The following is a 23,856-nucleotide window of genomic DNA, read 5'->3' on the forward strand; positions in this document are numbered from 1 at the left end:
TGTTCAGGGGGCCAATTGTGTGCCTTATAAGTCCAATTAACAGGGGCAGTGAAGCTAAAAGCCCCACAGCCCAGGAGAGTGATGGGCTAAAGCCCGCTCGGGTGCCGAGCCAGCTGATAGTAATGCCGGCTAATAAAGGAATAGCTGCTATTGCAATTAGGCGGCCTTCAAGCGAAAAATATTTTGACATCAATAGGGTATACCGTGTTTTTCCAAGCGGCGATACAGCGCTTGACGGCTCATACCGAGTTCACGTGCAGCCTGGGCAATAATGCCATTACAATTGGAGAGAGTCTCCTGTAGCAACTCGCGACTGGGCTCAAAACTCACTTCCACTTTGTCGGTTGGCGTTTGCTCAGGAAGTGCCAGGACGGCTTCATCGATAGTATCCTCCTGACTAAGGACGGCCGCTCGCTGCATAACATTTTGAAGTTCTCGCACATTGCCGGGCCAATGATAGCGAGTAAGGGCGTTTAACGCTTGAGGAGATAGTTTTTTTGAGTTGCCACTTTCTGCGAGGAAGCTCATCGCCAGGGGAGGGATGTCTTCAGGGCGCTCATGTAGTGGCGGGAGGCGCAGTTCTATAACATTGAGTCGATAAAATAAATCCTGGCGAAACTTACCTTCCCCGATAGCCTTGTGGAGATCCCTATTGGTAGCACTGATTACCCGAACTTTGGTTTTGCGGGTTTGGCTGCTGCCTAAACGTTGGAATTCCCCGGTTTGCAGTACGCGCAGTAGTTTCACCTGGCCACTGGATGACAGCTCGCCAATTTCATCGAGAAACAGGGTGCCGCCATCGGCGGCCTCAAACCTACCCTCCCGTGCCCGATTGCCGGCGCCGGTATAGGCTCCGGGTTCGGCTCCGAACAGCTCTGCTTCCATCAGATCTTCTGGCAGTGCACCTACGTTAACTTTAATAAAAGGCCCTTCTCTCGATGAAGAGTTCGCTTGGACAATCTCAGCAATCTTCTCTTTGCCGGCCCCATTTGGTCCTGTGATCAGGATAGGAACTTCAGATTTAGCTACTTGAGTGGCCATCTCCAGCAGCTTTTGCATTTTATCGCTGCGGTAAATTATGCCTTGTAGTAGAAAATCTTCCTGTAATTGGCGTCGAGCATCCAAAACCTGTTGCTGGGATGCCTGCTGGCGCTTTTGTAATTCTCCCAACTCCAATAAATTGTTAATTGTGGATATTAGTTTATTGTCATCCCAGGGTTTGCCCAGGTAATCAGCAGCCCCAGCTCTGACTAACTCGACTGCCATTTCCAGTTGGGTCCAAGCGGTCAAAAGGATAATTGGAAGGTCCGGATTTATTTCCCGAATTGCGAAGAACAGCTCTTTGCCTTCTTCCCCAGAGGTTGTATCAGCGGTGAAATTCATATCCTGGATAACCAGGCTTACATCGCTGTTCTCTCGCAGCAGTTGTAATCCGGCTTGAGGAGTAATCGCACAAAGTGGCTGCAAGTCATGCAGGGACAACAGGATCTCCAGGGCGGAAACGATACTGCTGTTGTCATCAATAATAAGTACTTTGTCCATAGTTTCTAAGACACGCTATTAAGGCGCCTATTATGCAATGTGTTGGTGGCGAGGGGGAATGTTTGTGGCAGGTTTTCCCTGCCACAAATAGGTTCGGGAGAGTTGGTGGCCGATATGTTACTCAGCGGGTTTATGGTCGAAGCTAAGTACCCTCGCGAGCTGCCACTTATCATCAACCTGTTTCCAGAGATGAGTGAACTGAGAACTTTCCCGTAAGACTTCAGAATTGTCGTCATTGATGCCATAAAATCGATGGGTACCGGACTGAATAGCACCATAATGGTTGACGGGGTAGACTTTAGAACTCTCGATTACCAATTCACGACGTGCACGAATATCATTTCCATTTTCACGCTGTTTACACATATTGGTAATGGCCTTGACAAACTCTTCTCCAGACTTCGCTGTTTGACCCCACTTGTCATGGTACATTTCAAAATCATCGGTCACCAGGTTTTGTGCTTCTCTTAGATCACAATTGTTGAATAACGCATCAAATAAGCGTTGGTCAGCTTTTGTAATTTGTTGTACTAATTCTTCATTTGCTATTGGTCCAGCAATAACTGGATGTTTTTCAGCTTGAGAAGCTGAGCTTAGGAGGGGCAGCCCCATAAAAAATAAAGAAAATATTTTTTTTAACAAAATCAATGTCCTTATTGTTTGCTGGGGGCGAGCAAGTAGGCCACCCCCTCAAGGTTGTTATTTAGATACTTCGGGTGGCTGTTGCCGGCGATATATTCGCTGCTCGTAACGCTGGGGCAAGTGCAGCTACAAGACTGACTAAAAGTACCAGTAATGCACAAACAACTAGGGGTGCAATTGTCAAAGTGGGCTGTGAGTAATCGCGAACCATATATTGATTGGCAATTAGTGCTGCTGCACTGCCAACTGCGATACCCAGGCTCGCTATCATTCCGTTTTCTATAAGAAAATAGCGACTGATATTGGTGCGGGTGGCTCCTAATGCACGTCTAACCCCAATTTGTTTGGCCCTTTGATTAATCCAGAATATGGTTAGGCCTACAATGCCAAGAGCTACAATAAAACTCAACATGGCAGCAACAATAGATAGGACTTTAACCATTAAATTATCGCGGGCATAACTTCGGGCGACATACTCTGTAAGTACTTTTGTTTTTATTACTCTTTGAGGGTCGCGTTCAGATAATTTTTCCTCTAGTACCTTCAGTACGTCATTGCGCTTTCCTGATTCAGTCCGAACTAAATAATTTATATCTTGCGTGTTTCTAACGACGGGAAAAAAGGCTACATTACCTGCGTTTGACCATCCTACCCAGGCTCCCAGATGTCTCTCGACAACACCAATGATTTCTATTGGATGGTTGTTGCCATCATATAAAGGTTTACCTATAGGGTCCTGGTTAGGGTACAGTTTTTCAGCGAACTGCTTAGTGATAATGGCAACTGACATTTCCCTGATTTCATTAGGGTCAAAATACTGCATTTCCACATCTGTAAAATTTCGGCCCGCAATTAAATTAAGACCTAGAGTATTAATGAAGTGTGGATCTGTATTGTAACGGTTGGAGACGACCCCACCGATTTCCTGATTTGGCTGCGTGTAAAATACGCCAGCAGATCCTGATTGTGATAAGGGTACTTGCTGTGTAACAGATGCGTCCTTGACGTGGGACAGTTCGCGTAGCAATTTTAAATCAGAAGAAGCTGCACTGATCATGTCGTAATCTTGGGGGATTGCCATAACGTTTATAGCAATAATTTCTTCCACGGCAATACCTGTCGGTCGTGTTATCTTGCCAATGCGATCCTGTACAATAACCACAATGTTACTGATGATCGCCAATGTTAATGCTAGCTGCATAGCGATTAACATTGCTGATATTTTGTTGCGCCAGAGGGCAGACAACATAGGTTTCAATTCCAACATGATTCGGCCTTACTGGGTTTTCAGATAAATGGAGGGGTTGGTACGGCTGATACGCCAAGCCGGATAGATTCCTGCGAGTAGGCTTGCAATCAAAGCGAGAGCGATGGCTGCAATCATCATTATCCAATCCATCGTAGCAACAGTATCCATTTGCCCCATGGCTAGGTAGCGAATTCCACTAATACCCATGACTGCAATGAATATTCCGGCGATACCACCGATTAATCCAATGGCAGAACTTTCAATTAAGTGTTGGGTAAATATAGCGCCTCTGCTCGCTCCCAGGGCACGTCGGACACCAGCCTCGGGTGCTTTACGCAAAAACTTAGCGAGCAATAAAGCTACAGCATTGATGATACAAACTAATAAGAAAGCCAGAGATATCCAGCCCAATACACGGTTATCATCTCTGAGGACTTCGTTAAGAACCAGCCATTCAGAGGGCTTGCTCAGGGCAAATTTTAATGGTCGTTCAAAGCGCCCCTGTATTTTTTCACCATTAATATATGCAGTCAGGAAATCTTCATATTGAGCTTTTTGGTCGCTACTATTTATCTCGACCCAATACTGTATCCAAATATCCTCACTTTGTAGGAATCCCTCGTAGCCATGGCCTTCACCATTTTTCCACCCATTGGTGTTTCCCCAGCTGTATATCTCCAGTTTCCTATGTAGCCCGAAGGGCACAAACAGTTTTTCGGCGCTGCCAAAGGCACTGTTGTTAAGGTCATAAACTTTAGGAGCAGGCTCCCAGTGATCAATAACGCCAACAACAGTAAAGGGCTCGCCATTTAGGATGATGGATTTGCCTACACTGTCTTCGCCAGAAAATAATTTGTCATTCATCGACTTGGATAGAACAACAACCGCGACATGAGAAGAGTCTGCTTCATTTTCCCAGGTACCGCCGTAAATAAAAGGCACATCAAAAAGGGAGAAAAAATCGCGCGTAGTGACGCGGGTAGATGCGGTAAAAGGGCGCATCGATGAGTTTTCAAGTTGAACCGTAAACCCGAAGCGGTGCATGGCAACTTGGCGAGTTGGAATATCTGAGCGTAGAAGCGCTTGTGTATCCTGGTAAGTCAATTGCCAGGGTATCTCATTGGCCGTATTTGCAGCTTCCTTAGGGTTCCAACCATCCAGCTGCACAGCGAAAAGAACGTCATCTTTATGCTGGAGTGCATTTTGCGACATCATATAGTTGAGGGTGAGAACAGTCATGGAGGCTCCGACGCCCACCGCAATAGCAGAGATCATCAAGCCGCTTAAAATTGGCGTACCGCGCAGGCTGCGCAAAGCCAGGGAAATATAGTATCCAAACATGGTGCAGACTCCTTAAGCAGTAACGGCAGCAGGCTGCTCGGGGACCGCACGTAAATCACAAACCTGTCCATCCACGATCTGGATGTTGCGATGGGCACGGCGAGCGAGTTCCGGATCGTGGGTAACCATCACAATGGTGGTTCCCCACTCGTTAATAAACTCCAGTAGCTCCATTACCTGGCGGGCCATTAAGGAGTCGAGGTTGCCGGTGGGCTCGTCCGCGAGTAAAAAACGGGGCTCGCCGGCTAAAGCGCGAGCGATAGCGATACGTTGCTGCTGTCCACCGGAGAGCTGTGCTGGCAGGTGCTTGGCGCGTGCAGAAAGACCTACCTGCTCGAGCACTTTTTCAATACGTTTGCGGCGTTCTTTTGCATTGAAACCACGATAGCGCAGGGGAACGTCGATATTGTCGAATAAGGTCAGGTCGGGAATCAGGTTAAATCCCTGGAAAATAAAGCCTATCTTTTCGTTGCGCAGATGTGAACGCTGGCGGTCATTGAGATTACTGACATTCTCACCGTCGAGCAGGTATTCTCCACTGGTGGGAGTTTCCAGCAGACCGGCGATGTTGAGAAAGGTGGTTTTACCGGAGCCACTGGGGCCGGTCACCGAAACAAATTCGCCCTCTTTAACCTCTAGGCTGAAATCGCGCAGCGCATGAGTTTCTATAGTATCGGTACGGAAACTTTTACGGATATTGTTCATTTTCAACATTGCGATATTCCCTTTTTCTTAAACTTTAAACTATTGATTGATTTACTAAGGAGCTATACCGAGCTCCAATTTGAATTCCGGGTTAATCTGTCAGCGCAACCAGCTGGGCATTTTCGAGCTCCTCGGAAGAGGAGATAATGATTCTGTCTCCCTCTTGCAGGCCTGAGACAATTTCCACCTGTTTTAAGCCAAAGGCGCCTATCTGGATGGAAACTCGCTCCGCCTGTTGTTCGCTGTTCAAGCGAAAGGCATGATTGCCACCGCTTTGATCGAGAAAGCCACCGCGTTTGACCAGTAGTACGTTATTGCGGTTTTCCAGCAGTATGCGGGCGGTAAGGCGGAGATTTTGTCGCAGCTTTTTCGGCTGGCCCTCGGTAAAGCGAACCCGTGCAACCACCTGACCGTTGATGACTTCGGGGGAGATTGCGGTAATTTCCCCGGATAATTCTTTTCCACCGAGATTGATTGCCACGGCCATGCTGATGCCCAGATCGTCGGCATAGTTTTCCGGCACCTTGGCCTCGAGTTCAAAACTGGTGAGATCGACGACTGTAATAAGTGGCGCATTGGCACCTACGGCGCTGCGCTGCGCCACAGCCAAGCTACCGACGGTGCCGTTGACCGGTGAGATAATGTTCAGCTCGCGTACACGGCGCTCAGTTTCTTCTACCTGAAGACGTTGTTGTGAGACCTGGAGTTCCAGGTTCTGGGTTTCAAAGGTCAGTGATTCTTTTTCCAGTCCCGCATTTTGTACGGCTTGTTCGTACTCCAGCTGGGCGCGGGCCATATCGTCCTTGGTTTTTTCAAAATCCAGCCGCGAGATAATTTGCTTTTCCATAGACAGCTCTGCACGTCTCAACTCTCGCTTGGCAGCGGTGAGGTTGACTTTGGCCAGGTCGGCCTTTTGCTGGTTTTCCATATGCTGGCGTTTGGCCTGGATTTTTTGGCGCTGTAGGTTCACCGTCAGCTGGTTGAGTTGGGCGTTTTCCTGGGCCAGCTGATTGGATAGTTCCGGACTGTCGACTGTGGCCAGCAATTGCCCTTCGTCAACGGTATCCCCAGCTTTCACCGCAAACTTCACAATGCCCTGGGCAGGGCTGAAAAGCGTTGGGCTGTTTGCAGCGACCACTTGGCCCTGAACCACCAGGTCCCGCACCAGGTCTCCTCGCTGGACCTGGGCGATATTGATTTGGGACAGGGAAAGGGTGCTGTCGACGGAGCTATTGCTGTGCCAGGAGCTGATACCCCAGATCAGGAATGCCACTGTCAAACTGGCAAATACCGAGACTTTGACGACCTTTTTGTTCTTCCAAACCGGCACGGCTTCTATCTTGGTATCTTGTCTGGAAGTATCTCTAATCATTGCGGCTTTCCGTTTCTCTTACTGTTTTGCCTGTCGTTGGTATTTGGATGCAGGCTTTTGGAAATTTGGATTCAGAGTTAAGAATCTGCTTGTTAGGAGGGGTATCGCAATAAGCATGCCAACAGTTAAGTTTTGTTTAACCTGTTGAAATAAAAGGAATTTTTTAGATTTTTGTGTTTTTTTGTTTTCTTGAGGGTGTCCGCAAAAAGTGTCCGGTGTCCGCCTTGTCCGCAGTCGGACGGCAGAGGACAGCTCTGATATTTGTCAGAGGAAAAGTGGGGATAGGGGGGTTGTGCCATGCGGGGTTGCTGCCGTTTATGGTAGAGTGCGCGGCCTTTTTTTGATCAATCTCAATTTAATTAGCTGTCTCCTATGTTTCCTTCGCTGCTCTCATCGACCAAAGCCGACTGGTTCGGCAACATACGTCGGGATGTTCTCGCCGGCCTGGTAGTGGCCTTGGCTTTGATACCCGAAGCCATCGCTTTCTCGATTATCGCGGGCGTTGACCCCAGGGTCGGGCTCTACGCCTCTTTCTGTATTGCTGTTGTGATTGCATTTGTTGGCGGTCGCCCGGGAATGATCTCCGCTGCCACCGGGGCCATGGCTCTGCTGATGGTGACCCTGGTGAAGGAACACGGGCTGCAATATTTGCTTGCGGCAACCTTATTGACGGGGGTACTGCAAATTATTGCGGGTTACCTGAAGCTGGGGAGCTTAATGAGTTTTGTCTCCCGGGCTGTGGTGACAGGGTTCGTCAATGCCCTGGCAATATTGATATTCCTGGCGCAAATGCCGGAATTGATCGGCGGCACCTGGGAAGTCTATGCAATGACTGCGGCGGGTCTGGGGATTATTTACCTGTTCCCTTATATCCCCGTGATTGGCAAGGCTGTGCCATCACCGCTGGTGTGTATTCTGCTCCTCACCGCAGTGGCGGTGACTATGGGATTGGATATTCGCACTGTCGGCGATATGGGTGAGCTGCCGGATACTTTGCCTGTTTTCCTCTGGCCAGAAGTTCCGCTTAACTTTGAAACCTTACAGATTATCTTTCCCTACTCCGCAGGTCTGGCCGTTGTGGGCTTGCTGGAATCCCTGATGACCGCGACGATTGTCGACGACCTGACGGATACTACCAGTGACAAGAACCGCGAGTGTAAAGGTCAGGGTATTGCCAATATTGCTGCGGGTACCCTGGGTGGTATGGCTGGCTGTGCGATGATCGGCCAGTCTGTTATTAATGTGAAATCCGGTGGCCGCGGCCGTCTTTCCACTCTGGTGGCCGGTATCGGTCTGCTGACACTGGTAGTGTTTATCAGTGACTGGGTTGCTGTGATCCCCATGGCGGCGCTGGTGGCAGTCATGATTATGGTCTCTATCGGCACCTTTGACTGGGGCTCCATCCGCAACCTGAAGCACTACCCACTCTCTACAAATTTGGTCATGCTGGCCACTGTGGTTGTGGTAGTGTGGACTCACAACCTGGCCTATGGTGTATTTGTCGGTGTGCTGTTGGCATCGCTGTTCTTTGCCAACAAAGTCAGTCACTTTATGTATGTGAGCAGCTCTCTGGATGAAAAGCAGAGTCGCCGCACTTACAAGGTCATTGGGCAGGTATTTTTCAATTCAGCCGATAAGTTTACCGCTTCATTTGATTTCAAAGAGGTGGTGGATACGGTGGTGATCGACCTCAACCGTGCGCATTTCTGGGATGTTTCCGGGGTTAATGCGCTGGATAAGGTGGTGCTTAAGTTCCGCCGCGAGGGAGCACAAGTTGAACTGGTAGGACTGAATGAGGCCAGTGAAACGATCGTCGACCGTTTTGGCGTACACGATAAGCCCGAGGAAATTGAGCGGGTTCTTGGAGGACATTGATGGCCGTAAGCAACAGCGAAAATAACAATGAGAACACAGGTAATGGCGGCAAGGCGCCATTGATACTCTCTTGTATCGATGGCTCTCATTACACTGGAGCGGTGTGTGATTACTCGGCCTGGCTGGCCAGGAGCCTGCAAGCACCGCTGAAGCTGTTGCACAACATCGAAAGAAGCAGTGTCCCTGCGGTAACCGATTTTACCGGCAGTATTGGCCTGGGAAGTCAGGAGGAGTTGCTGGAAGAGTTAACTGCGCTGGAGCAGCAGCGGGCGCAGTTAATGGTGCAGCAGGGCAAGCTGATGCTACAGGCCGCCCGCAGCCGCGCCGAAGATGCCGGTGTGCAAAATATCAAAGCCTGCCAGCGTCACGACAGCCTGACAGAATCAGTGGTGGAAATGGAAGACTCCATTCGCGCGCTGGTGTTAGGAATTCGCGGTGAAGAGCACGGGGATTCTGAGCGTGGACTTGGCGCTCACCTGGAGACAGTAGTGCGCTCACTGCACAAGCCGATTCTGGTGGTCAATCGGGACTTCACAGAGCCCAGCAGGGTGATGCTTGCCTACGATGGCAGTGAGGCCTCGTGCAAGGCATTGGCGATGGTTGCAGAGAGCCCATTATTTCGCGAACTCTCCTGTCACCTTGTCTATGTAGGGCCCGCTGAAACTGCGGAGAATTTGTTGGCTGAAGCCTCGGCCAAACTGGATTCTGCAGGACTCACTTGCACTGCCAGTAATCTCACTGGCAATACCGTTGAAGCTTTGGTGGCCTACCAAACTGAGCACCAGATTGACCTAACCGTGATGGGAGCTTTCAGTCACAACCGCCTGCACGACCTTCTGATGGGAAGCATCACTGTAAAAATGTTGTTGAAAGCCCGTCAGCCTCTGTTGCTGTTGCGGTAGAAGCCTCTTCGCTTCCCACTTAGAGTGCCAGTGCCGCTTCCCGGGGGCTGGCAAACCAGCGTAGGGGTTCTGCCTCATCGGGCAGTCTTAAATCGTAGAAAAGGGCTTCGCGACCAACTTTGCGAAGCTCTTTTTCTCCCATCATTAAATAGCTCTTAAGATTTAAGTTGCAACGGTTTTCCTGCTCTTGTTGCGTGTCTTTCTCGGTAAATGTCAGCTGAGAAATATCAAGCGATGTCTTCATTTTCTTATCCTGATATCGCCATACGCCGGTGAGTGGGTCAAAACGGTAAAACGGCAACAATCTCCAGCCGTAGTTGGCGACCAGGGCCACTGCCTCCAATAAGTATTCGAAGACCTCCTCGCTGATAAAATAGTTAAAATTGAGTCTTATCCAACCGGGTCTCAGTACCTTGTGACCTTGCAGGATTTGTTCTTCCAGGGATTTACTATGGTCCATGTCGATGCCCAATAAAGCGTGCCCATAGGGACCGGCACAGGAGCAGCCTCCGCGAACCTGAATACCAAAAAGGTCATTGAGCAATGCCACTACAAAACCGTAGTGAAGGTCCTTATTGTTCCATTTAATTCGCAGGGAGATGATGGATAGTCGTGCGGAGTCAGTATTGCCGAGTATCTCAATGGCCTCCTCCTCCGACCAGCGTTGCAGTGCCCGCTGTAAAAATTGGGTTTCGCGTCGACCAATCTCTTTTGCGCCCACCGTCTGTTGAAGTTTGAAAACCATACCGGCCCTGATCGACTCGATAATGGCTGGAGTGCCGCCCTCTTCACTGCGCTCGGCGTCTTCCAGATAGCGGTGATCTTCCGGTGTGACATAAAGGACGGTACCGCCTCCTGGTGTAGCAGGTACCGAGTTTTTCAGCAGGTCTTCGTGTACAACCAGAATACCTGGAGTGCCGGGTCCTCCGATGAATTTGTGCGGGGAGACAAACACGGCATCCTTTTGGTAATGGCTATCCGGCGTTGCTGGCCCTTGCATATTAATTTGCACATAGGGTGCTGCGGCGGCGTAGTCCCAAAAAGATAAAGCTCCGTGTTTTTTAAGGAGTGCAGTCACTGCCTCTACATCTGTTTTGATTCCGGTTACGTTAGAGGCCGCAGAAAAACTGCCGATTTTGTGTGGTCTATGGGCATGGGCGCGCAGTTCTGATTCCAGTGCTTCAAGGTCAAGTTTGCCACTTTGATCTAGTGGAATAGCGATCAAATCGGCAATGCTCTCTCGCCAGGGGAGTTCATTGGAATGGTGCTCGTATGGGCCGATAAAAATAACCGGGCGATCATGTTCGGGAATTCTACTTAAGAGCTGGTGTTGCCTATCCAGGTCTGCGGGCAGGCGCAAGTTGAGAATATCGATCAATTTGTTGATCGCGGCTGTTGCACCAGAACCACAAAAAATCACTTTATGGTTATCGCCGCCGTTGACTGCCTGACGAATTTCTTCACGGGCTTGCTCCCGTAGCGCGGTTGTATGGGCACCGGTATAGGAGCTCTCGCTGTGGGTATTGGCATAGAAGGGCAGTACCTGCTGGCGGATAGTCTCTTCGATAAATGTCAGCGCACGACCGGAAGCTGTGTAATCGGCGTACACCAGAGGACGTTTTCCAAATGGCGTTACGATTGCTTGCATATCGCCGATTACCGAGTCGCGGATGTGCTTTATCAGGTCTGTCATGATTTCCTTTCCCCTGTTTTGTGGGGCTCACTTTAGTCCCGAATGCTTGAAACAATGTCTCTACTTGTATCTTTTATTGTGTATTTTATGAATGAATGTGCCGATAATAAGATATAAACCGTAAAACTGTGCCATAAAGCGTTATTTTGTATGATTGGGCGAGGCGGGGACTGAGTGATGACTGAAGGATTAAGCAAACTGGATAGGGCAATACTCGAGCTGTTGCAGGCTGATGCGACCCTGTCAGTGGGGGATATTGCCGAGCGGGTTGGGATGTCCAAGTCGGCGTGCTGGCGCCGCATTCAGCGTCTTGAGAGTGAGGGGGTGATTTGCGACAGGGTTACCCTCCTCGATCAGCAAAAACTGAACTTGCCGCTGACGGTCTATATTTCAATTCGTACCAACCAGCACAATGATCAGTGGGCCGCCCGTTTTAGCGAATTGGTACAGGGGGTGGCTGAAATTCTTGAGGTCCATCGTATGAGTGGAGATTTGGACTATCTGATCAAAGCGGTAGTCACCGATATGCCTGGCTACGATCGTCTCTATAAGGAACTGATCAAAGCCGACCTGTTTGATGTCAGCTCCAGTTTTGTTATGGAGACGATGAAGCAGACAACCCGTCTACCACTTAATCATGCATTGTCCAAATAGGGGTGGACTCTAGCCGCGTCGATTACTCCACCAGTGGCGCAATCGGGTTTCTCCCAGGGCGCTGTCACCCGGGGGGGCCTTAAGACTGTTGCGAATCTCACTCCAGGCGTTGGAGTTCAACCACAGGTTCAGGGCGAGTACCACCAGCATAGTGGTGATAGAGCCGAGCCCCGCTAGCAGCATGTCTTTCTGCGCATCCCAGATGTCTCCCTGAGAGCCGAGGAAGGCTGCGCCCAATTCTGGAGAGACAGCTTTTGCCGCTTGCCACTCGATGATTTCGTAGATTGATGAGAGCGCAAAAGTCACGTCTACCGGGAAGAAATAGGCCCAGAATCCACGCAGCTGAGCCAGGCGCACAAGAACCTCTCGCACCGGGTAGGCCAGGAGAAGGCCAAAGCTGAAATGCACCAGGCGGTCGTACATATTGCGATCGGAGCCCAGCCATTCCTGCAAGGTGTAGCCAAAAGGCGTTTCGGCATAGGTATAGTGAGAGCCGATCACATGAAGGCACATGAAGATGGTGATCAATGTATAGGAGATATTCGATAAGGGAAAACTCCGTGCACTGATCAAAATGACCGGTAGAGCGGCAAATACCAGATAGTTCTCAAGCAACCAGTCATCGGGGTGCAGGGGGTTCCAGGCAGACCAGGCCCAGGTAATGGCAAATGTGGTCAATAAGAACAGGCGGAACCAGTGTTGGCGAAGGAAAATCTGCATATGTTTGGCGCCTCTACGTCGGGCTAGAGATTGGCGCCAGGATACACCATTGGAGGGGAATAGGAATTGCGTTGAATTACGGTCCGCTAATGCAATGCCGCGCGGTGTGGGAGTGCGGCAGTAATCGCGGCTTCCTCGTCGAGTAATTCAGATAGCCTCGCTTCCACTTTTTCGCGGGGAAAGTACTCCAGGGCGAGTTCGACAAATAGTTCGTGGTGGCGAGCTTCACTATCGGTGATGACCTGGTAGAAGGTCTTCAGGGGGCCAGATGGCAGTGCCTCAGCCACCAGTCCAAAGCGCTCGCACCCCCGCGCTTCGATGATCGCTGCGGTGAGCAGGCGGTCCATCAAGTATTCATCTGGCCCCTGGCGAATCAGTTGGCGCAGGGTGTTGATATACGGATCTTTCGCATCCGGTGCCTGGTAGATCCCTCGATCATGCATAATCTTGATAACCTGGCGGAAGTGGTTCATTTCTTCCAGTGCCAGGTTGATCATGGCTTCCACTAAAACGGGCTTGTCGGGATAGTGGGAGAACATGGATACCGCCATGCCGGAGGCCTTTTTCTCTGCGGCAGCATGGTCCTGCAGGAATCGATCAAAGTCGGCGAGCACCACTTGAGCCCAGGGTTTGGGGGTGTGAAATCGCAGTGCAAACATAGTCGATGGCGGTTAGTGCAAAGCGTCAGTATACCGCCACCGTGTCACTGCTCTTAGGCGTTATTGCTCCGGGGTAGAGTCAGCTGGCAATTCTGCGCTCGCGAACCTCCCGCTCTTGTTGAGTAACAATTCGGGCCTGTTCCAGGGACATGCCGGCCTTTGCGTGAGGGGTGGGCTTGCCATTTGCGTCCAGCGCGACAAAAACAATTTGGTCCACTTGCACAATCAGCTGTTGTGACTGTTTGTTGCGAACCTCGCAGTGGACTGTGAGCGAGGTTTGGCCGATACCAACCACCTCGAATCCAAACTCCACCACATCACCGCAGCAAGCGGAGCTGACGAAGTCAATTTCCGACATCAGTTTGGTGACCAGCATTGGAGTACCCATCTGGCAGCCGGCAAAGATTGCTGCTTCCTCATCAATCCAGGACAGTAGCTGTCCGCCAAACAGGCGCTGGGCGGGATTGAGGTCTCCGGGTTTCACACAGTGTCGCGAATAGTATTTCACTCTGACCTTCCTAACTTACTACAGGTTTAACAACGCTCGAGCCATCCCTGGCTTGCTGTATGACAGCGAAAAGCTTCCTTCACTGGTGAGACTGCATACAGCGTGCCAAGCCAGAAAAAGCGCGGTTGATGAATTTTCCTGTGGAAATATGTCAATTAGCCCTTTTGTGGCACCGGCTTGGCGCGACATTAATCACTGTAGCCCCTTTTATGTGCAGGAAAGTCAGGAAATATCGATTTCCTGTTTGGGTTTTGAGCAGGATGTGGCGCTTTGGCCGGGATAGTAGATATTTTGGACGTCATCTATCGATTGTGGGAAATACCGCTATGGGACTCCTCGGCGACAGAGATTAGAATGGCCCACGAACCTGACCCAGGCGTCGCACTCTCGACCTTGGGTTGATAGTTCTCCGGAGCGCCACCAGCGTATCTGTAATCAGGTAACAACGATTCCCAAAAGACGAAGGGAGAGACTGTAAGGATGATCATCCAGCCGAAAGTACGCGGTTTTATTTGTACCAATGCCCACCCGCAGGGCTGCGCTGCTAACGTACGCGAGCAGATTGAGTATATTCAGTCCCAGCCAGCGGTTGAAAAAGGGCCCAAAAAGGTACTGGTGATAGGTGCCTCCACAGGCTACGGCCTGGCGTCACGAATTACAGCTGCTTTTGGTTGCGGCGCAAGTACCCTGGGTGTTTTCTTCGAGAAGCCGCCTACTGAAAAGCGCACGGCTTCTGCGGGTTATTACAATTCCGCAGCTTTTGAGCAGGAGGCCCACAAAGCGGGGCTTTACGCAAAGAGTATCAATGGCGATGCTTTTTCTGATGAGGTGAAAGCCCAGACTGTAGAGATGATCAAAGAAGACCTAGGTCAGGTTGATCTCGTGGTTTACAGCTTGGCATCCCCGCGTCGCACAGATCCGAAAAGCGGTGAGCTGTATAGCTCTGTACTCAAGCCTATTAACAAATCTTACACTGCCAAGAATCTGAACACTGACAAGCTGGAGATCTCCGATATTACTTTGGAGCCGGCCAGCGACGAAGAGATCGCAAATACCGTCAAGGTTATGGGTGGTGAAGACTGGGAACTGTGGATGCAGGCCCTCGGTGATGCCGGGGTATTGGCTGATAACTGCAAAACTGTGGCTTATACCTATATCGGTGAAAAGTTGACCTGGCCGATTTATGGTCACGCGACTATCGGTAAAGCTAAAGAAGATCTTGATCGCGCGGCAAAAGCGATCACCGATAACGGTAAGGCTGCGGCTAACGTTGCTGTTTTGAAGGCGCTGGTTACCCAATCCAGCTCTGCTATTCCGGTAATGCCACTCTATATCTCTCTTGCGTACAAAATCATGAAAGAAGAGGGGACTCATGAGGGCTGTATCGAACAGCTATACCGCCTCTACACTGAGGGGCTCTATACCGATACTCCACGTCTCGATGATGTGAACCGTTTACGTATGGACGAGAAAGAGCTGCGCCCTGAGACCCAGGCGAAGATCGAAAAGTTGTGGCCAGAGGTAACTGCTGAGAACCTGTTTGACTTGACTGACTTCAAGGGCTATCAGGCGGATTTCCTCAAGCTGTTTGGATTTGGTGTTGATGGCATTGATTACGATGCAGACACCTCACCCATGGTAGATACCAAATTCGGCTGATTTTATGCGGGACTCCATTTGGGAGTCCCGTTTCCCCTTCCGTAACGCATTCCTACAACTCTTCCTAGCAAAGCTGCATAATCCGGTTTTTCGGTTTATGGGGGCTCTTCAATGGAGTATCGCCAACTCGGCACCACCAACCTTAAGGTCAGCCAGATCTGCCTGGGCACCATGACTTATGGTGAACAGAATAATGAAGCTGAATCCGCTGAGCAGCTCGACTATGCAATATCTCAGGGGGTTAACTTTATTGATTGTGCGGAAATGTATCCCGTACCGCCACGGCCAGAAACACAGGGCCGAACCGAGGAATATATCGGTAACTGGTTGGCTACACGAGGAGGCAGGCACCAGGTTGTTGTCGCAACTAAAGTGGCGGGCCGTAGTGCCGCCAATTCAGGTGTCGGCCATATTCGCTCGGGTCCCCGTCTGAACCAAGAGCAGATTTTGCAGGCTTGTGATGATTCCTTAAAACGGTTGCGCACTGACTATATCGACCTCTACCAGGTCCACTGGCCTGAAAGGCAAACTAATTTCTTCGGGCGCCTGGACTATACCCACGGCAGCGACGATGGTGTGTCTTTAGCTGAAACATTGGGCGCACTCGAGGAGTTGGTCGAACAGGGCAAGGTTCGTCATATCGGTGTTTCCAATGAGACCCCCTGGGGTATGTTTGAGTACCTGCAACAGTCGATTGCCTACGGGAAGCCAAGGATTGTATCGATTCAAAACCCCTACAGTCTTTTAAACAGGGCTTTTGAAGTTGGCTGCGCTGAAATTGCTATTCGCGAGAGGTGTGGCCTATTGGCGTACTCCCCCCTCGCATTTGGGGTTCTTTCGGGCAAGTATCTGGGGGGAAGGAAGCCTGAGGGTGCACGACTTACCCGCTATGATCGCTTTCAGCGCTACGCTGGAGAGCGAACCCTGGCTGCGACCCAGGCCTATGTGGATTTGGCCCGGGAGTTTGGCCTGAACCCGGCGCAGATGGCACTGGCATTCGTGAATCAGCAGCCATTTGTCACTTCAAATATCATTGGCGCCACAACTATCGAGCAATTGCGTTCCAATATTTCCAGCGTTGAAATTACCCTGGACAGTGAGCAATTAGCGGCTATCGAAGCTATACACCAGGGGAATCCCAACCCGGCGCCCTAAATGGGCAAAGGCTGAATTCTATTGATGAAAGCCTGCGATGCCTCTGAAAATCCTGAAGGAATAATGCGGAATGAATCAGGGGCTGCCCAACTATAATTGGGGTAGTCGCCATGAAAATATGGCTGCCAGAATAGATAGCGGTAATCGTTATGGAAACTACTGGACATCACACACTGAAGGACCTGTTTTCCCAGTTGGGGCTGGCGTCTGAAGATGCACAGATCCATGAATTTCTGGTCACGCACTATTTGCACCGCCATGAGAAGCTTTCCGCCGCTTCCTTCTGGAGTGATGGGCAGCGAGAGTTCCTGGAGAATGCCATCTTGGATGATTCGGATTGGTGTGTCGCAGTGGATGAGTTGGACACCCTGTTAAGGCACTGACCTCCTGTGGCAGTTACGCGGTCCCCGCTCTCTTCGCATAGGGTATACTACGTCGTTTTCAACCGACTTAGGTTGCGCCTCGGCGCCACACCCTGATATAGATCTGATGGAAAAACCCCGATTTCGCGCGGCGCTGCTGCACCCTCGCTACTGGCTGACCTGGCTGCTTTTTGCACTATGGTTTTTGATCGCGCAATTGCCCTATCACTGGCAGTTGGCCATGGGCCGTGCGTTTGGCCGCCTAATGCTAAGAGTAGCTACCAGCCGGCGCACGATTGCTGAACGCAATCTGGCGCTGTGCTTCCCCGAGCTGGGGGAAGATGAGCGAGCTGAGCTTCTTAGGCGTAATTTTGAGTCCAGCGGTATCGCCTTGATGGAAACCGGCATGGCCTGGTTTCGCTCTGCAGCGTGGCTACGGAAACGCTTTACCTTTGAAGGGCTGGAAGCCCTGCAGGCCATCCAGGCCCAAGGCCAGGGCGTTCTCCTGATGGCCATGCATTTCACTACCCTGGAAATAGGCGCCGCCATGATGGGGATGAGTATTACTCTCGATGGCATGTATCGGCCGCACAAAAATCCGGTTTATGACTACATGCAGCGCAAAGGGCGAGAGCGCCATACTGAGAATGGCAGTGTTTATCAGCGTAAAGATGTGCGCGGGGTATTGCGAGCCCTGCAGCGCGGGCGTGCGGTCTGGTATGCTCCAGACCAGGATTACGGGATTAAGCAGGGGATCTTTGCTCCTTTCTTCGATGTTCCGGCGGCGACTGTTACGGGAACCTCACGGTTCGCCAGGGTCGGCAAGGCCAAAGTGGTGCCCTATGTGGTGACACGACTGGATGATGGCTCAGGTTACCGTTTGAAGATTTACGATCCTATTGATCAGATCCCTTCGGGAGATGAGCTGCAAGATGCCATTTTGGTGAACCAGTTTATCGAAGCGCGTATTCGCGAGGCCCCAGAACAATACATGTGGGTGCATCGCCGTTTTAAGACCCGTCCTGAAGGGGCAGAAAACGTGTATCACGGGGTACGCAAAAAGAAAAAGAAACGCAAAAGAGTGGCGAGCTAGTCGCACTGGCGCAGATACCCTGGCCTAAGTAACATACTGAACTGACTCTGGCGGTGGTATTCCGGGTGGAGTGCAAAAAATAAGGAGTGAGGATGTTAACCGGTAGTATGGTGGCCCTGGCCACCCCAATGTACGCAGACGGAAGCCCGGATTGGGACAGTCTGCACAACCTCGTTGAGTGGCATATCGAGCAGGGGACCCGAGCACTGGTTGCGGTGGGGACTACCGGTGAATCTGCAACCTTGGACTTCAATGAGCATATTGAGGTTATTCGACGTGTTGTGGACCAAGTGGCAGGTCGAGTGCCAGTGATTGCTGGAACTGGCGCAAACTCTACTTCTGAAGCGATTGACCTTACAGAGAATGCCGCCCGATGTGGTGCAGATGCCTGCCTGCTGGTTACACCTTATTACAATAAGCCCACCCAAGAAGGCCTCTACCAGCACTATCGTGCGGTGGCCAAAGCTGTCTCCATTCCCCAAATTCTCTACAATGTTCCCGGCCGCACAGCAGTAGATATGCTGCCGGAAACGGTACAGCGCCTGGCGTTGGTCGGCAATATCGTAGGCATCAAGGAGGCCACCGGTGATTTGGAGCGGGCTAAGGTTTTAATAGATACTCTGCCCGAAGGGTTTGCCGTTTACTCTGGCGACGACAGTACTGCGGTTGAACTAATGTTACTGGGTGGTCATGGAAATATTAGTGTAACCGCTAATGTGGCCCCCGCAGCAGTGGCCCAAATGTGTGAAGCGGCGCTGGCCGGTGATGCGGTGACTGCGCGGACAATTGACCAGCGAATACAAATATTGCACAAAGTGCTGTTTTTGGAGTCCAACCCGATACCGGTGAAATGGGCTCTCCGGGAGATGGGCCGTGTCGACGGTGGAATACGCCTGCCGTTGACGAGTCTATCCCCTGAGCACCACGGGACAGTGCGCGAAGCTCTGCGTAGTGCCGGTGTACTCTAAATCCGCGAACTGAGAATTAACCAGGATAGCTTTAATGAAAAAATTGACCGTTGGAGCCGGGCTCTTTATCTCCAGTATTACGCTGGCAGGGTGCGGTGTGTTCGGCAACGATGGCTATTTCCGCGATCGCAGTAATGATTACCAGCATGCCGATAGCCTGACTCCTCTAAGGATACCTGAAGGTGTTAATACCAAGCACCAGGAGGAGCTTTATGAGATTCCCCAGATTGCAGGGGAGCAGCTGGCCCAAGGTAGTTTTGAAGTTCCGCGCCCACTGGCGATTTCCGTAAATGCGGGTCTGGAAAGAGTGAAAATTCAAAAACTCGGCGCGAATCGCTGGGTGCTGGTATCCCAGCCTCCCGAAGAAGTGTGGCCCCAGTTGCACCAATTCCTTCGGAGCTCAGGCTTGCGTATAGAAATGTCAGATGCCAGCGCGGGGGTTATGGAAACTGCGTGGATGGCCTTTAAGGAGAGCCCGGATACTAAAGACAAGTATCGATTGCAGGTGGAAACTGGTGTTCAACCGGATACTACAGAAGTCCATGTGCGCCACCTTTCCGTCCCTTCATCTGCCCCGGTTGGTGGTAGTGTCAATTGGCCAGAGCGTTCCTCCAGCCCTGAGCGTGAAGGCTGGATGATCGATGAAATGTCTACAGCCCTGGCATCTGAAACTGCAGCTGCGACTGCATCTCTGGTAGCCCAGGCTATTGGTAACAGTGACCTTAAGGTCCAATTGAGAGAGCCCGTTGGTCACGAGCCCTATATCGCGATGGGATTGGAAATGGAGCGGGCCTGGGCCACTGTCGCTCATGCCGTTAATTCAGGTGCCTATCGCTTGCACCGTGAAGATTCCGATATCGGTCTTTTTTATGTCACTTACGATGAAGATCGTGCTCATGCTTCTGATGAAGAGGACAGCGATGGAGGTTGGTTCTCCTGGGGCAGCAGCAAGAGCGACGAAGATGAGCTGGCGGAGAGTGCCGATCAGGTAAGCCTGCAGCAGATTTTGGCTGGAATTGATCTGACGGAGGGGGCTGAGCCCGCTCTATTCAAGGAAATCAAAGGGCTGGGAGTAGGGGCTACTACTGATGAAGCTTATCCCGGTTACCTGATTGTTATCCGTGGTAATGATGATGAGATTGAAGTCCGGGTGCGCGATACTCGGGGACAGCCGCTTTCAAAGAATGAAGCCTCCCAGCTGCTTCAATCTATCCAGCAGAACCTTATTTAATGGGCCTGCGCTTCGCCTCTTTGGGAAGCGGCAGTAAAGGCAATGGAACAGTGGTCGCCAGTGGCGACCACTGTCTTTTGGTTGACTGCGGTTTTACCATCAAGGAAACCGAGCGCCGTATGGCGCGGCTCGGTATGTCTCCCGCTGATATCTCTGCAATTGTGGTTACCCACGAACACAGCGATCACCTCTCTGGTGTAGGTCCACTTGCGCGCAGATATGGCCTGCCTGTCTACCTGACGCCCGGTACTTTTAAGGCGCGTGATATTGGTAAGTTACCAAAGTTGCACTTAATTGAGGGGCATCAGCCTTTTGTTGTCGCCGATATTGAAGTAACCCCGGTCGCGGTTCCCCACGATGCCCGAGAGGCGGCACAGTTTGTATTTCGCTGTCGCGGTAGCAGTCTGGGCTTGTTGACGGACCTGGGGACTATCACCCCTCATGTTGAAGCGCACTTTGGAGATTGTGATGCCTTGGTTCTAGAGGCAAATCACGACCCTCTGATGCTCGCTAAAGGACCCTATCCACCTTCGTTGAAGCGACGCGTTGGGGGTGCCTATGGGCATCTGAGTAATCAACAGGCTGCTGGCTTTCTACAGCGCGTTGGCTATGAGCAACTACAGCACTTGGTAGTAGCTCATATCAGTGAAAAAAATAACAGCCTTGCCCTGGCAAAGGAGGCCCTGGCAGAGGTTGCCGAAGCAGTGGAGAGCTGTATTTTTGCCTGTCAGCAGGAAGGGTTTGACTGGCTTACAGTGGAGAGCCGAAGCTAAGGTCTCTATCTATTCCCAGCTTATATCTGTTTAAATGCGACAAAATTATTTGTCGTATTTAAACGGGGTGGGCTATGGAAATACTGCTGGTTTATTTGTTGGTCGGTGCCGCTGCTGGAACTATTGCCGGACTATTTGGCGTAGGTGGTGGCCTGATTATTGTCCCTGCCTTGGTTTTTGTTTTCACCGCTATGGGGATATCCCCTGAAATCCTCACCCACATGGCTGTGGGTACTTCCCTAGCAACAATCATTATCACTTCAATCAGTTCAGTGCGCGCCCACAACAAGAAAAAGGCGGTGGACTGGAAGATCTTTGGGGTTATGGCTCCAGGCATTTTAATCGGTTCTTGGGCCGGTGGCGCCACTGCTGAATTACTCCCCGGTGCTTGGCTGCAGCTGTTGATCGGCGTCTTTGCGATCGTGATTGCGGTGAGGATGTGGCTTAGTGGTGCCCGGCACGATCAATTAACGGAAGGGGATGGCAATTTACCAGGGTCGTCTTTATTGCTATCTGCAGGAGGGGTTATAGGCTGGGTATCTGCGATTTTTGGTATCGGTGGGGGCTCACTAACCGTTCCATTTTTATCCCGTTGCCGGGTGAAGATGCAACGTGCGGTTGCTACGTCGGCGGCTTGTGGTCTTCCCATTGCGGTTGCGGGTGCGCTGAGCTTTGGTTTCCAGGGCTGGGGCAATCAGCTTCTACCAGAATGGAGTAGTGGCTATGTGTACTGGCCTGCGTTTTTTGGAATTGTTGTCACCAGCACGTTTTTTGCCCGCTTTGGTGCCAATCTTGCCCATCGCCTTTCTCCCAAAATGCTTAAGCATTGCTTTGCCATTTTGCTGTTTATTATTGGGGCGCGGTTTATCTGGCTGAATGTCGGTCTGTTACAAGGCTTGCTTTAGGCGAGGGAAAATAAAAAAGGCCACTGCATAGCAGTGGCCTTTTTTTGAAATACAGCTAAGTATTAGGCCGTTTTAGTAGAGCTTTCAGCTGTCGCAGTATTCTGGGGTGCTTCTGAGTCAGTCTCCCAGTACTTGGACTTGAGACTGATCAGGGCCAGGATGATACCCACTCCGATTGTGAACAAGCTGATTTGCAGGAACAGGTTTGGCATCTCAGCAACATTGTTCGGATCAAAGTTACCTGACAGAAGACCGGCAAAGAGGTTGCCGATAGAGTAAGTCAGAACAAAGACACCCATCATCTGGCCAGCAAAGCGGCGAGGAGAAAGTTTACTTACTGCACTCAGGGCCACCGGGCTCAGGCAGAGTTCACCGACAGTGTGCAGGAAGTAAGTGGCTACCAGCCAGTAAGGAGCAACTTTCAGGCCCGCTGCTGCGTATTGAGCGGCAAAGAACATTACCAGGAAGCCACTGGCCATGATGATCAGGCCAAGTGCACATTTCAGCCCATAGGATGGGGTGATCATGCGTTTGCCCAGGTTAATCCACAGCGCGGCAAAGAAGGGGGACAGGGTAATGATAAAGATGGAGTTAAAGCTTTGTAGCCAGGAGGTTGGCATTTCAAAGCTGCCAATCAGGCGATCTGTGTAGTCGCGGCCGAACAGGTTCAGTGAGGAGCCCGCTTGCTCGAAGCCCGACCAGAAAAAGGTAGAGGCTACACAGACTAGGAATAGCGCCCACATTTTCTTTTTCTCTGATCCGCTCAGCTGGCCGCCAAAGTAGATAAAGCCAAAGTAGGCAAGGAAAGTCAGGGTGAAGGCTACAGCTACGTACTTGGCTATTTCTACCGGGTTGATGGTGATAGTGCCATTCATCACCAAGCCAGTAATCACTGCAACACCGACTACGACAGCACCAATTATGCGCCAAGCCAGTTTTGCCTTTTCTGGCGAAAGTGGGTTCTCGGGATTGAGGCTTGCGTCCCCCAGGTTGTGAATAGTGCGGCGATACTGGATCAGGCCAATAGCCATCCCTACAGCTGCGGCACCAAAGCCCCAATGCCAGCCGACATTTTCACCAAAGTACCCGCAGACGGCATAACCGATGATTGAGCCCATGTTGATGCCCATATAGTACAGTGCGTATCCGCTGTCGCGGCGAACATCATCTGGTTGGTAAAGATGTCCAACTGCTGCACTGATATTGGGCTTGAGGAGGCCGGTGCCGGTAGCAACAAGAATCAAGCCTATAAAGAAGCTCCAACTGGTTGGGATAGCGAGCACAATATGGCCACACATAATGATGATGCCGCCGTACCAAATGGTGCGTTGCCCTCCTAGTAGGCGGTCTGCAATCCAGCCACCGGGCAGGCCTAGGAAGTACACGGCGCCAGTGTAGAGCCCATAAATAGCTCCCGCTGCTGCAACGGTAAAGGCCAAGCCCTCTTCCTGAAGACTGGCTGTCATAAACAGCACAAGCAGGGCTCGCATACCGTAGTAACTCATCCGCTCCCACATTTCGGTGAAGAAAAGTGTAGAGAGCCCTTTGGGGTGGCCAAAAAAGCCAGCGTCATTTTGATGTGTATTTGACGACATAAGCTGAAATTCCAGTTGTTATAGCTCTAGTGCAATATGCTGGTGCATATCAGGAAGGCAGCCTGGCTAAGGAACTCGCCCTGTGATCAGCCAGGTAATTCATCCGTGTGACAGAGTACTATTTTCTTCCAGTATTGCTCTTGTTTAAAGAGGTCGCTGCCGAGCCGAGTTTTGGGTGGCTGCTTCCAGCCAGATTAAAGGCCCAAATATTCGGGGTGCATACCTCGTGCGTAACCCGGAAAGTTTACCAGCT

At 51.0% G+C, this 23,856-nt stretch carries 22 protein-coding genes; 11 read left to right on the plus strand and 11 right to left on the minus strand.

What is annotated here, in order from left to right; translation table 11 throughout:
• Positions 1-189 precede the first annotated feature (189 nt).
• From ACJJIE_RS20705 to ACJJIE_RS20730, 6 genes are all read right to left on the minus strand, one after another.
• Positions 190-1,542: a sigma-54-dependent transcriptional regulator gene (locus ACJJIE_RS20705; protein ID WP_282934198.1), complete on the minus strand. Its 1,353-nt coding sequence runs from the start codon at positions 1,540-1,542 to the stop codon at positions 190-192.
• A 117-nt stretch (positions 1,543-1,659) separates the two neighbouring features.
• On the minus strand, positions 1,660-2,184 hold the full coding sequence (locus tag ACJJIE_RS20710; RefSeq protein WP_282934197.1) for a nuclear transport factor 2 family protein: 525 nt from the start codon (positions 2,182-2,184) through the stop codon (positions 1,660-1,662).
• Positions 2,185-2,245: 61 nt separating this feature from the next.
• The gene (locus ACJJIE_RS20715) at positions 2,246-3,451 is read right to left on the minus strand and encodes an ABC transporter permease (protein WP_282934196.1); all 1,206 of its coding nucleotides are present in this window, start codon (positions 3,449-3,451) and stop codon (positions 2,246-2,248) included.
• A 9-nt stretch (positions 3,452-3,460) separates the two neighbouring features.
• Positions 3,461-4,774 carry an ABC transporter permease gene (locus ACJJIE_RS20720; protein ID WP_282934195.1) on the minus strand — a complete coding sequence of 438 codons (1,314 nt, stop codon included), beginning with the start codon at positions 4,772-4,774 and terminating at the stop codon, positions 3,461-3,463.
• 12 nt (positions 4,775-4,786) lie between these two features.
• Entirely contained in the window at positions 4,787-5,488 is a 702-nt protein-coding gene (locus ACJJIE_RS20725; RefSeq protein WP_108731860.1) for an ABC transporter ATP-binding protein, read from the minus strand.
• 82 nt (positions 5,489-5,570) lie between these two features.
• Positions 5,571-6,851 (minus strand): efflux RND transporter periplasmic adaptor subunit, encoded by a 1,281-nt coding sequence (locus ACJJIE_RS20730; protein ID WP_282934194.1) that lies wholly within the window; start codon positions 6,849-6,851, stop codon positions 5,571-5,573.
• A 372-nt stretch (positions 6,852-7,223) separates the two neighbouring features.
• Between ACJJIE_RS20730 and ACJJIE_RS20735 the strand changes: the two genes are divergently transcribed.
• The gene (locus ACJJIE_RS20735) at positions 7,224-8,726 is read left to right on the plus strand and encodes a SulP family inorganic anion transporter (protein WP_413664447.1); all 1,503 of its coding nucleotides are present in this window, start codon (positions 7,224-7,226) and stop codon (positions 8,724-8,726) included.
• Positions 8,726-9,628 carry a universal stress protein gene (locus ACJJIE_RS20740; RefSeq protein ID WP_413664448.1) on the plus strand — a complete coding sequence of 301 codons (903 nt, stop codon included), beginning with the start codon at positions 8,726-8,728 and terminating at the stop codon, positions 9,626-9,628. The genes ACJJIE_RS20735 and ACJJIE_RS20740 overlap by 1 nt, the downstream gene beginning before the upstream one ends.
• A 19-nt stretch (positions 9,629-9,647) precedes the next feature.
• Here ACJJIE_RS20740 and ACJJIE_RS20745 read toward each other — a convergent pair whose 3' ends face one another.
• The gene (locus tag ACJJIE_RS20745; protein WP_444892833.1) at positions 9,648-11,321 is read right to left on the minus strand and encodes an aminotransferase class V-fold PLP-dependent enzyme; all 1,674 of its coding nucleotides are present in this window, start codon (positions 11,319-11,321) and stop codon (positions 9,648-9,650) included.
• Between the two features lie 177 nt (positions 11,322-11,498).
• Here ACJJIE_RS20745 and ACJJIE_RS20750 point away from each other — a divergent pair, with 177 nt between their 5' ends.
• Positions 11,499-11,975 (plus strand): Lrp/AsnC family transcriptional regulator, encoded by a 477-nt coding sequence (locus ACJJIE_RS20750; RefSeq protein WP_282934191.1) that lies wholly within the window; start codon positions 11,499-11,501, stop codon positions 11,973-11,975.
• Positions 11,976-11,984: 9 nt separating this feature from the next.
• On the opposite strand, the gene ACJJIE_RS20755 is transcribed toward ACJJIE_RS20750, so the two are convergent.
• From ACJJIE_RS20755 to ACJJIE_RS20765, 3 genes are all read right to left on the minus strand, one after another.
• A complete protein-coding gene (locus ACJJIE_RS20755; protein ID WP_444892834.1) occupies positions 11,985-12,695 on the minus strand; it encodes a DUF2238 domain-containing protein in 711 nt (236 codons plus the stop codon).
• 86 nt (positions 12,696-12,781) lie between these two features.
• The gene (locus ACJJIE_RS20760; RefSeq protein WP_282934189.1) at positions 12,782-13,354 is read right to left on the minus strand and encodes a tRNA-(ms[2]io[6]A)-hydroxylase; all 573 of its coding nucleotides are present in this window, start codon (positions 13,352-13,354) and stop codon (positions 12,782-12,784) included.
• Between the two features lie 79 nt (positions 13,355-13,433).
• A complete protein-coding gene (locus ACJJIE_RS20765) occupies positions 13,434-13,862 on the minus strand; it encodes an acyl-CoA thioesterase (protein WP_108731868.1) in 429 nt (142 codons plus the stop codon).
• A gap of 480 nt (positions 13,863-14,342) precedes the next feature.
• Here ACJJIE_RS20765 and fabV point away from each other — a divergent pair, with 480 nt between their 5' ends.
• The 8 genes from fabV (at position 14,343) to ACJJIE_RS20805 (ending at position 22,008) form a co-directional block, all read left to right on the plus strand.
• Positions 14,343-15,521, plus strand: a complete 1,179-nt coding sequence (fabV, locus tag ACJJIE_RS20770; protein ID WP_282934188.1) for an enoyl-ACP reductase FabV — start codon at positions 14,343-14,345, stop codon at positions 15,519-15,521.
• Between the two features lie 111 nt (positions 15,522-15,632).
• Positions 15,633-16,676, plus strand: a complete 1,044-nt coding sequence (locus ACJJIE_RS20775) for an NADP(H)-dependent aldo-keto reductase (RefSeq protein WP_444892835.1) — start codon at positions 15,633-15,635, stop codon at positions 16,674-16,676.
• Between the two features lie 149 nt (positions 16,677-16,825).
• A complete protein-coding gene (locus ACJJIE_RS20780) occupies positions 16,826-17,059 on the plus strand; it encodes a DUF2789 family protein (protein WP_282934187.1) in 234 nt (77 codons plus the stop codon).
• A gap of 106 nt (positions 17,060-17,165) precedes the next feature.
• Positions 17,166-18,131 (plus strand): LpxL/LpxP family Kdo(2)-lipid IV(A) lauroyl/palmitoleoyl acyltransferase, encoded by a 966-nt coding sequence (gene lpxL, locus ACJJIE_RS20785; protein WP_282934186.1) that lies wholly within the window; start codon positions 17,166-17,168, stop codon positions 18,129-18,131.
• A gap of 92 nt (positions 18,132-18,223) precedes the next feature.
• Positions 18,224-19,099: a 4-hydroxy-tetrahydrodipicolinate synthase gene (gene dapA, locus ACJJIE_RS20790; protein WP_282934185.1), complete on the plus strand. Its 876-nt coding sequence runs from the start codon at positions 18,224-18,226 to the stop codon at positions 19,097-19,099.
• 34 nt (positions 19,100-19,133) lie between these two features.
• Positions 19,134-20,330 (plus strand): NlpB/DapX family lipoprotein, encoded by a 1,197-nt coding sequence (locus ACJJIE_RS20795; protein WP_282934184.1) that lies wholly within the window; start codon positions 19,134-19,136, stop codon positions 20,328-20,330.
• A complete protein-coding gene (locus ACJJIE_RS20800) occupies positions 20,330-21,103 on the plus strand; it encodes an MBL fold metallo-hydrolase (protein WP_282934183.1) in 774 nt (257 codons plus the stop codon). Before ACJJIE_RS20795 ends, ACJJIE_RS20800 begins: the two co-directional genes overlap by 1 nt.
• Before the next feature lie 74 nt (positions 21,104-21,177).
• On the plus strand, positions 21,178-22,008 hold the full coding sequence (locus ACJJIE_RS20805; RefSeq protein WP_282934182.1) for a sulfite exporter TauE/SafE family protein: 831 nt from the start codon (positions 21,178-21,180) through the stop codon (positions 22,006-22,008).
• 62 nt (positions 22,009-22,070) lie between these two features.
• Here the strand turns inward: ACJJIE_RS20805 and ACJJIE_RS20810 are convergent, their stop codons facing one another.
• Complete coding sequence (locus ACJJIE_RS20810) at positions 22,071-23,603, minus strand: peptide MFS transporter (protein ID WP_282934181.1); 1,533 nt, start codon at positions 23,601-23,603, stop codon at positions 22,071-22,073.
• Positions 23,604-23,856: the final 253 nt, after the last annotated feature.

This window comes from Microbulbifer maximicatervae (SeqCode) (assembly GCF_052467325.1).

Excerpts from the sequence above, each read along its gene's own strand:
- ACJJIE_RS20750 (WP_282934191.1), top strand. The coding sequence starts at position 11,499 with ATGACTGAAGGATTAAGCAAACTGGATAGGGCAATACTCGAGCTGTTG.
- ACJJIE_RS20745 (WP_444892833.1), bottom strand. The coding sequence starts at position 11,321 with ATGACAGACCTGATAAAGCACATCCGCGACTCGGTAATCGGCGATATG.
- ACJJIE_RS20795 (WP_282934184.1), top strand. The coding sequence starts at position 19,134 with ATGAAAAAATTGACCGTTGGAGCCGGGCTCTTTATCTCCAGTATTACG.
- ACJJIE_RS20810 (WP_282934181.1), bottom strand. The coding sequence starts at position 23,603 with ATGTCGTCAAATACACATCAAAATGACGCTGGCTTTTTTGGCCACCCC.
- ACJJIE_RS20715 (WP_282934196.1), bottom strand. The coding sequence starts at position 3,451 with ATGTTGGAATTGAAACCTATGTTGTCTGCCCTCTGGCGCAACAAAATA.
- ACJJIE_RS20725 (WP_108731860.1), bottom strand. The coding sequence starts at position 5,488 with ATGTTGAAAATGAACAATATCCGTAAAAGTTTCCGTACCGATACTATA.
- ACJJIE_RS20730 (WP_282934194.1), bottom strand. The coding sequence starts at position 6,851 with ATGATTAGAGATACTTCCAGACAAGATACCAAGATAGAAGCCGTGCCG.
- ACJJIE_RS20760 (WP_282934189.1), bottom strand. The coding sequence starts at position 13,354 with ATGTTTGCACTGCGATTTCACACCCCCAAACCCTGGGCTCAAGTGGTG.
- lpxL (WP_282934186.1), top strand. The coding sequence starts at position 17,166 with ATGGAAAAACCCCGATTTCGCGCGGCGCTGCTGCACCCTCGCTACTGG.
- ACJJIE_RS20735 (WP_413664447.1), top strand. The coding sequence starts at position 7,224 with ATGTTTCCTTCGCTGCTCTCATCGACCAAAGCCGACTGGTTCGGCAAC.
- ACJJIE_RS20775 (WP_444892835.1), top strand. The coding sequence starts at position 15,633 with ATGGAGTATCGCCAACTCGGCACCACCAACCTTAAGGTCAGCCAGATC.
- ACJJIE_RS20755 (WP_444892834.1), bottom strand. The coding sequence starts at position 12,695 with ATGCAGATTTTCCTTCGCCAACACTGGTTCCGCCTGTTCTTATTGACC.
- ACJJIE_RS20780 (WP_282934187.1), top strand. The coding sequence starts at position 16,826 with ATGGAAACTACTGGACATCACACACTGAAGGACCTGTTTTCCCAGTTG.
- ACJJIE_RS20805 (WP_282934182.1), top strand. The coding sequence starts at position 21,178 with ATGGAAATACTGCTGGTTTATTTGTTGGTCGGTGCCGCTGCTGGAACT.
- dapA (WP_282934185.1), top strand. The coding sequence starts at position 18,224 with ATGTTAACCGGTAGTATGGTGGCCCTGGCCACCCCAATGTACGCAGAC.
- ACJJIE_RS20800 (WP_282934183.1), top strand. The coding sequence starts at position 20,330 with ATGGGCCTGCGCTTCGCCTCTTTGGGAAGCGGCAGTAAAGGCAATGGA.
- ACJJIE_RS20720 (WP_282934195.1), bottom strand. The coding sequence starts at position 4,774 with ATGTTTGGATACTATATTTCCCTGGCTTTGCGCAGCCTGCGCGGTACG.
- fabV (WP_282934188.1), top strand. The coding sequence starts at position 14,343 with ATGATCATCCAGCCGAAAGTACGCGGTTTTATTTGTACCAATGCCCAC.
- ACJJIE_RS20740 (WP_413664448.1), top strand. The coding sequence starts at position 8,726 with ATGGCCGTAAGCAACAGCGAAAATAACAATGAGAACACAGGTAATGGC.
- ACJJIE_RS20705 (WP_282934198.1), bottom strand. The coding sequence starts at position 1,542 with ATGGACAAAGTACTTATTATTGATGACAACAGCAGTATCGTTTCCGCC.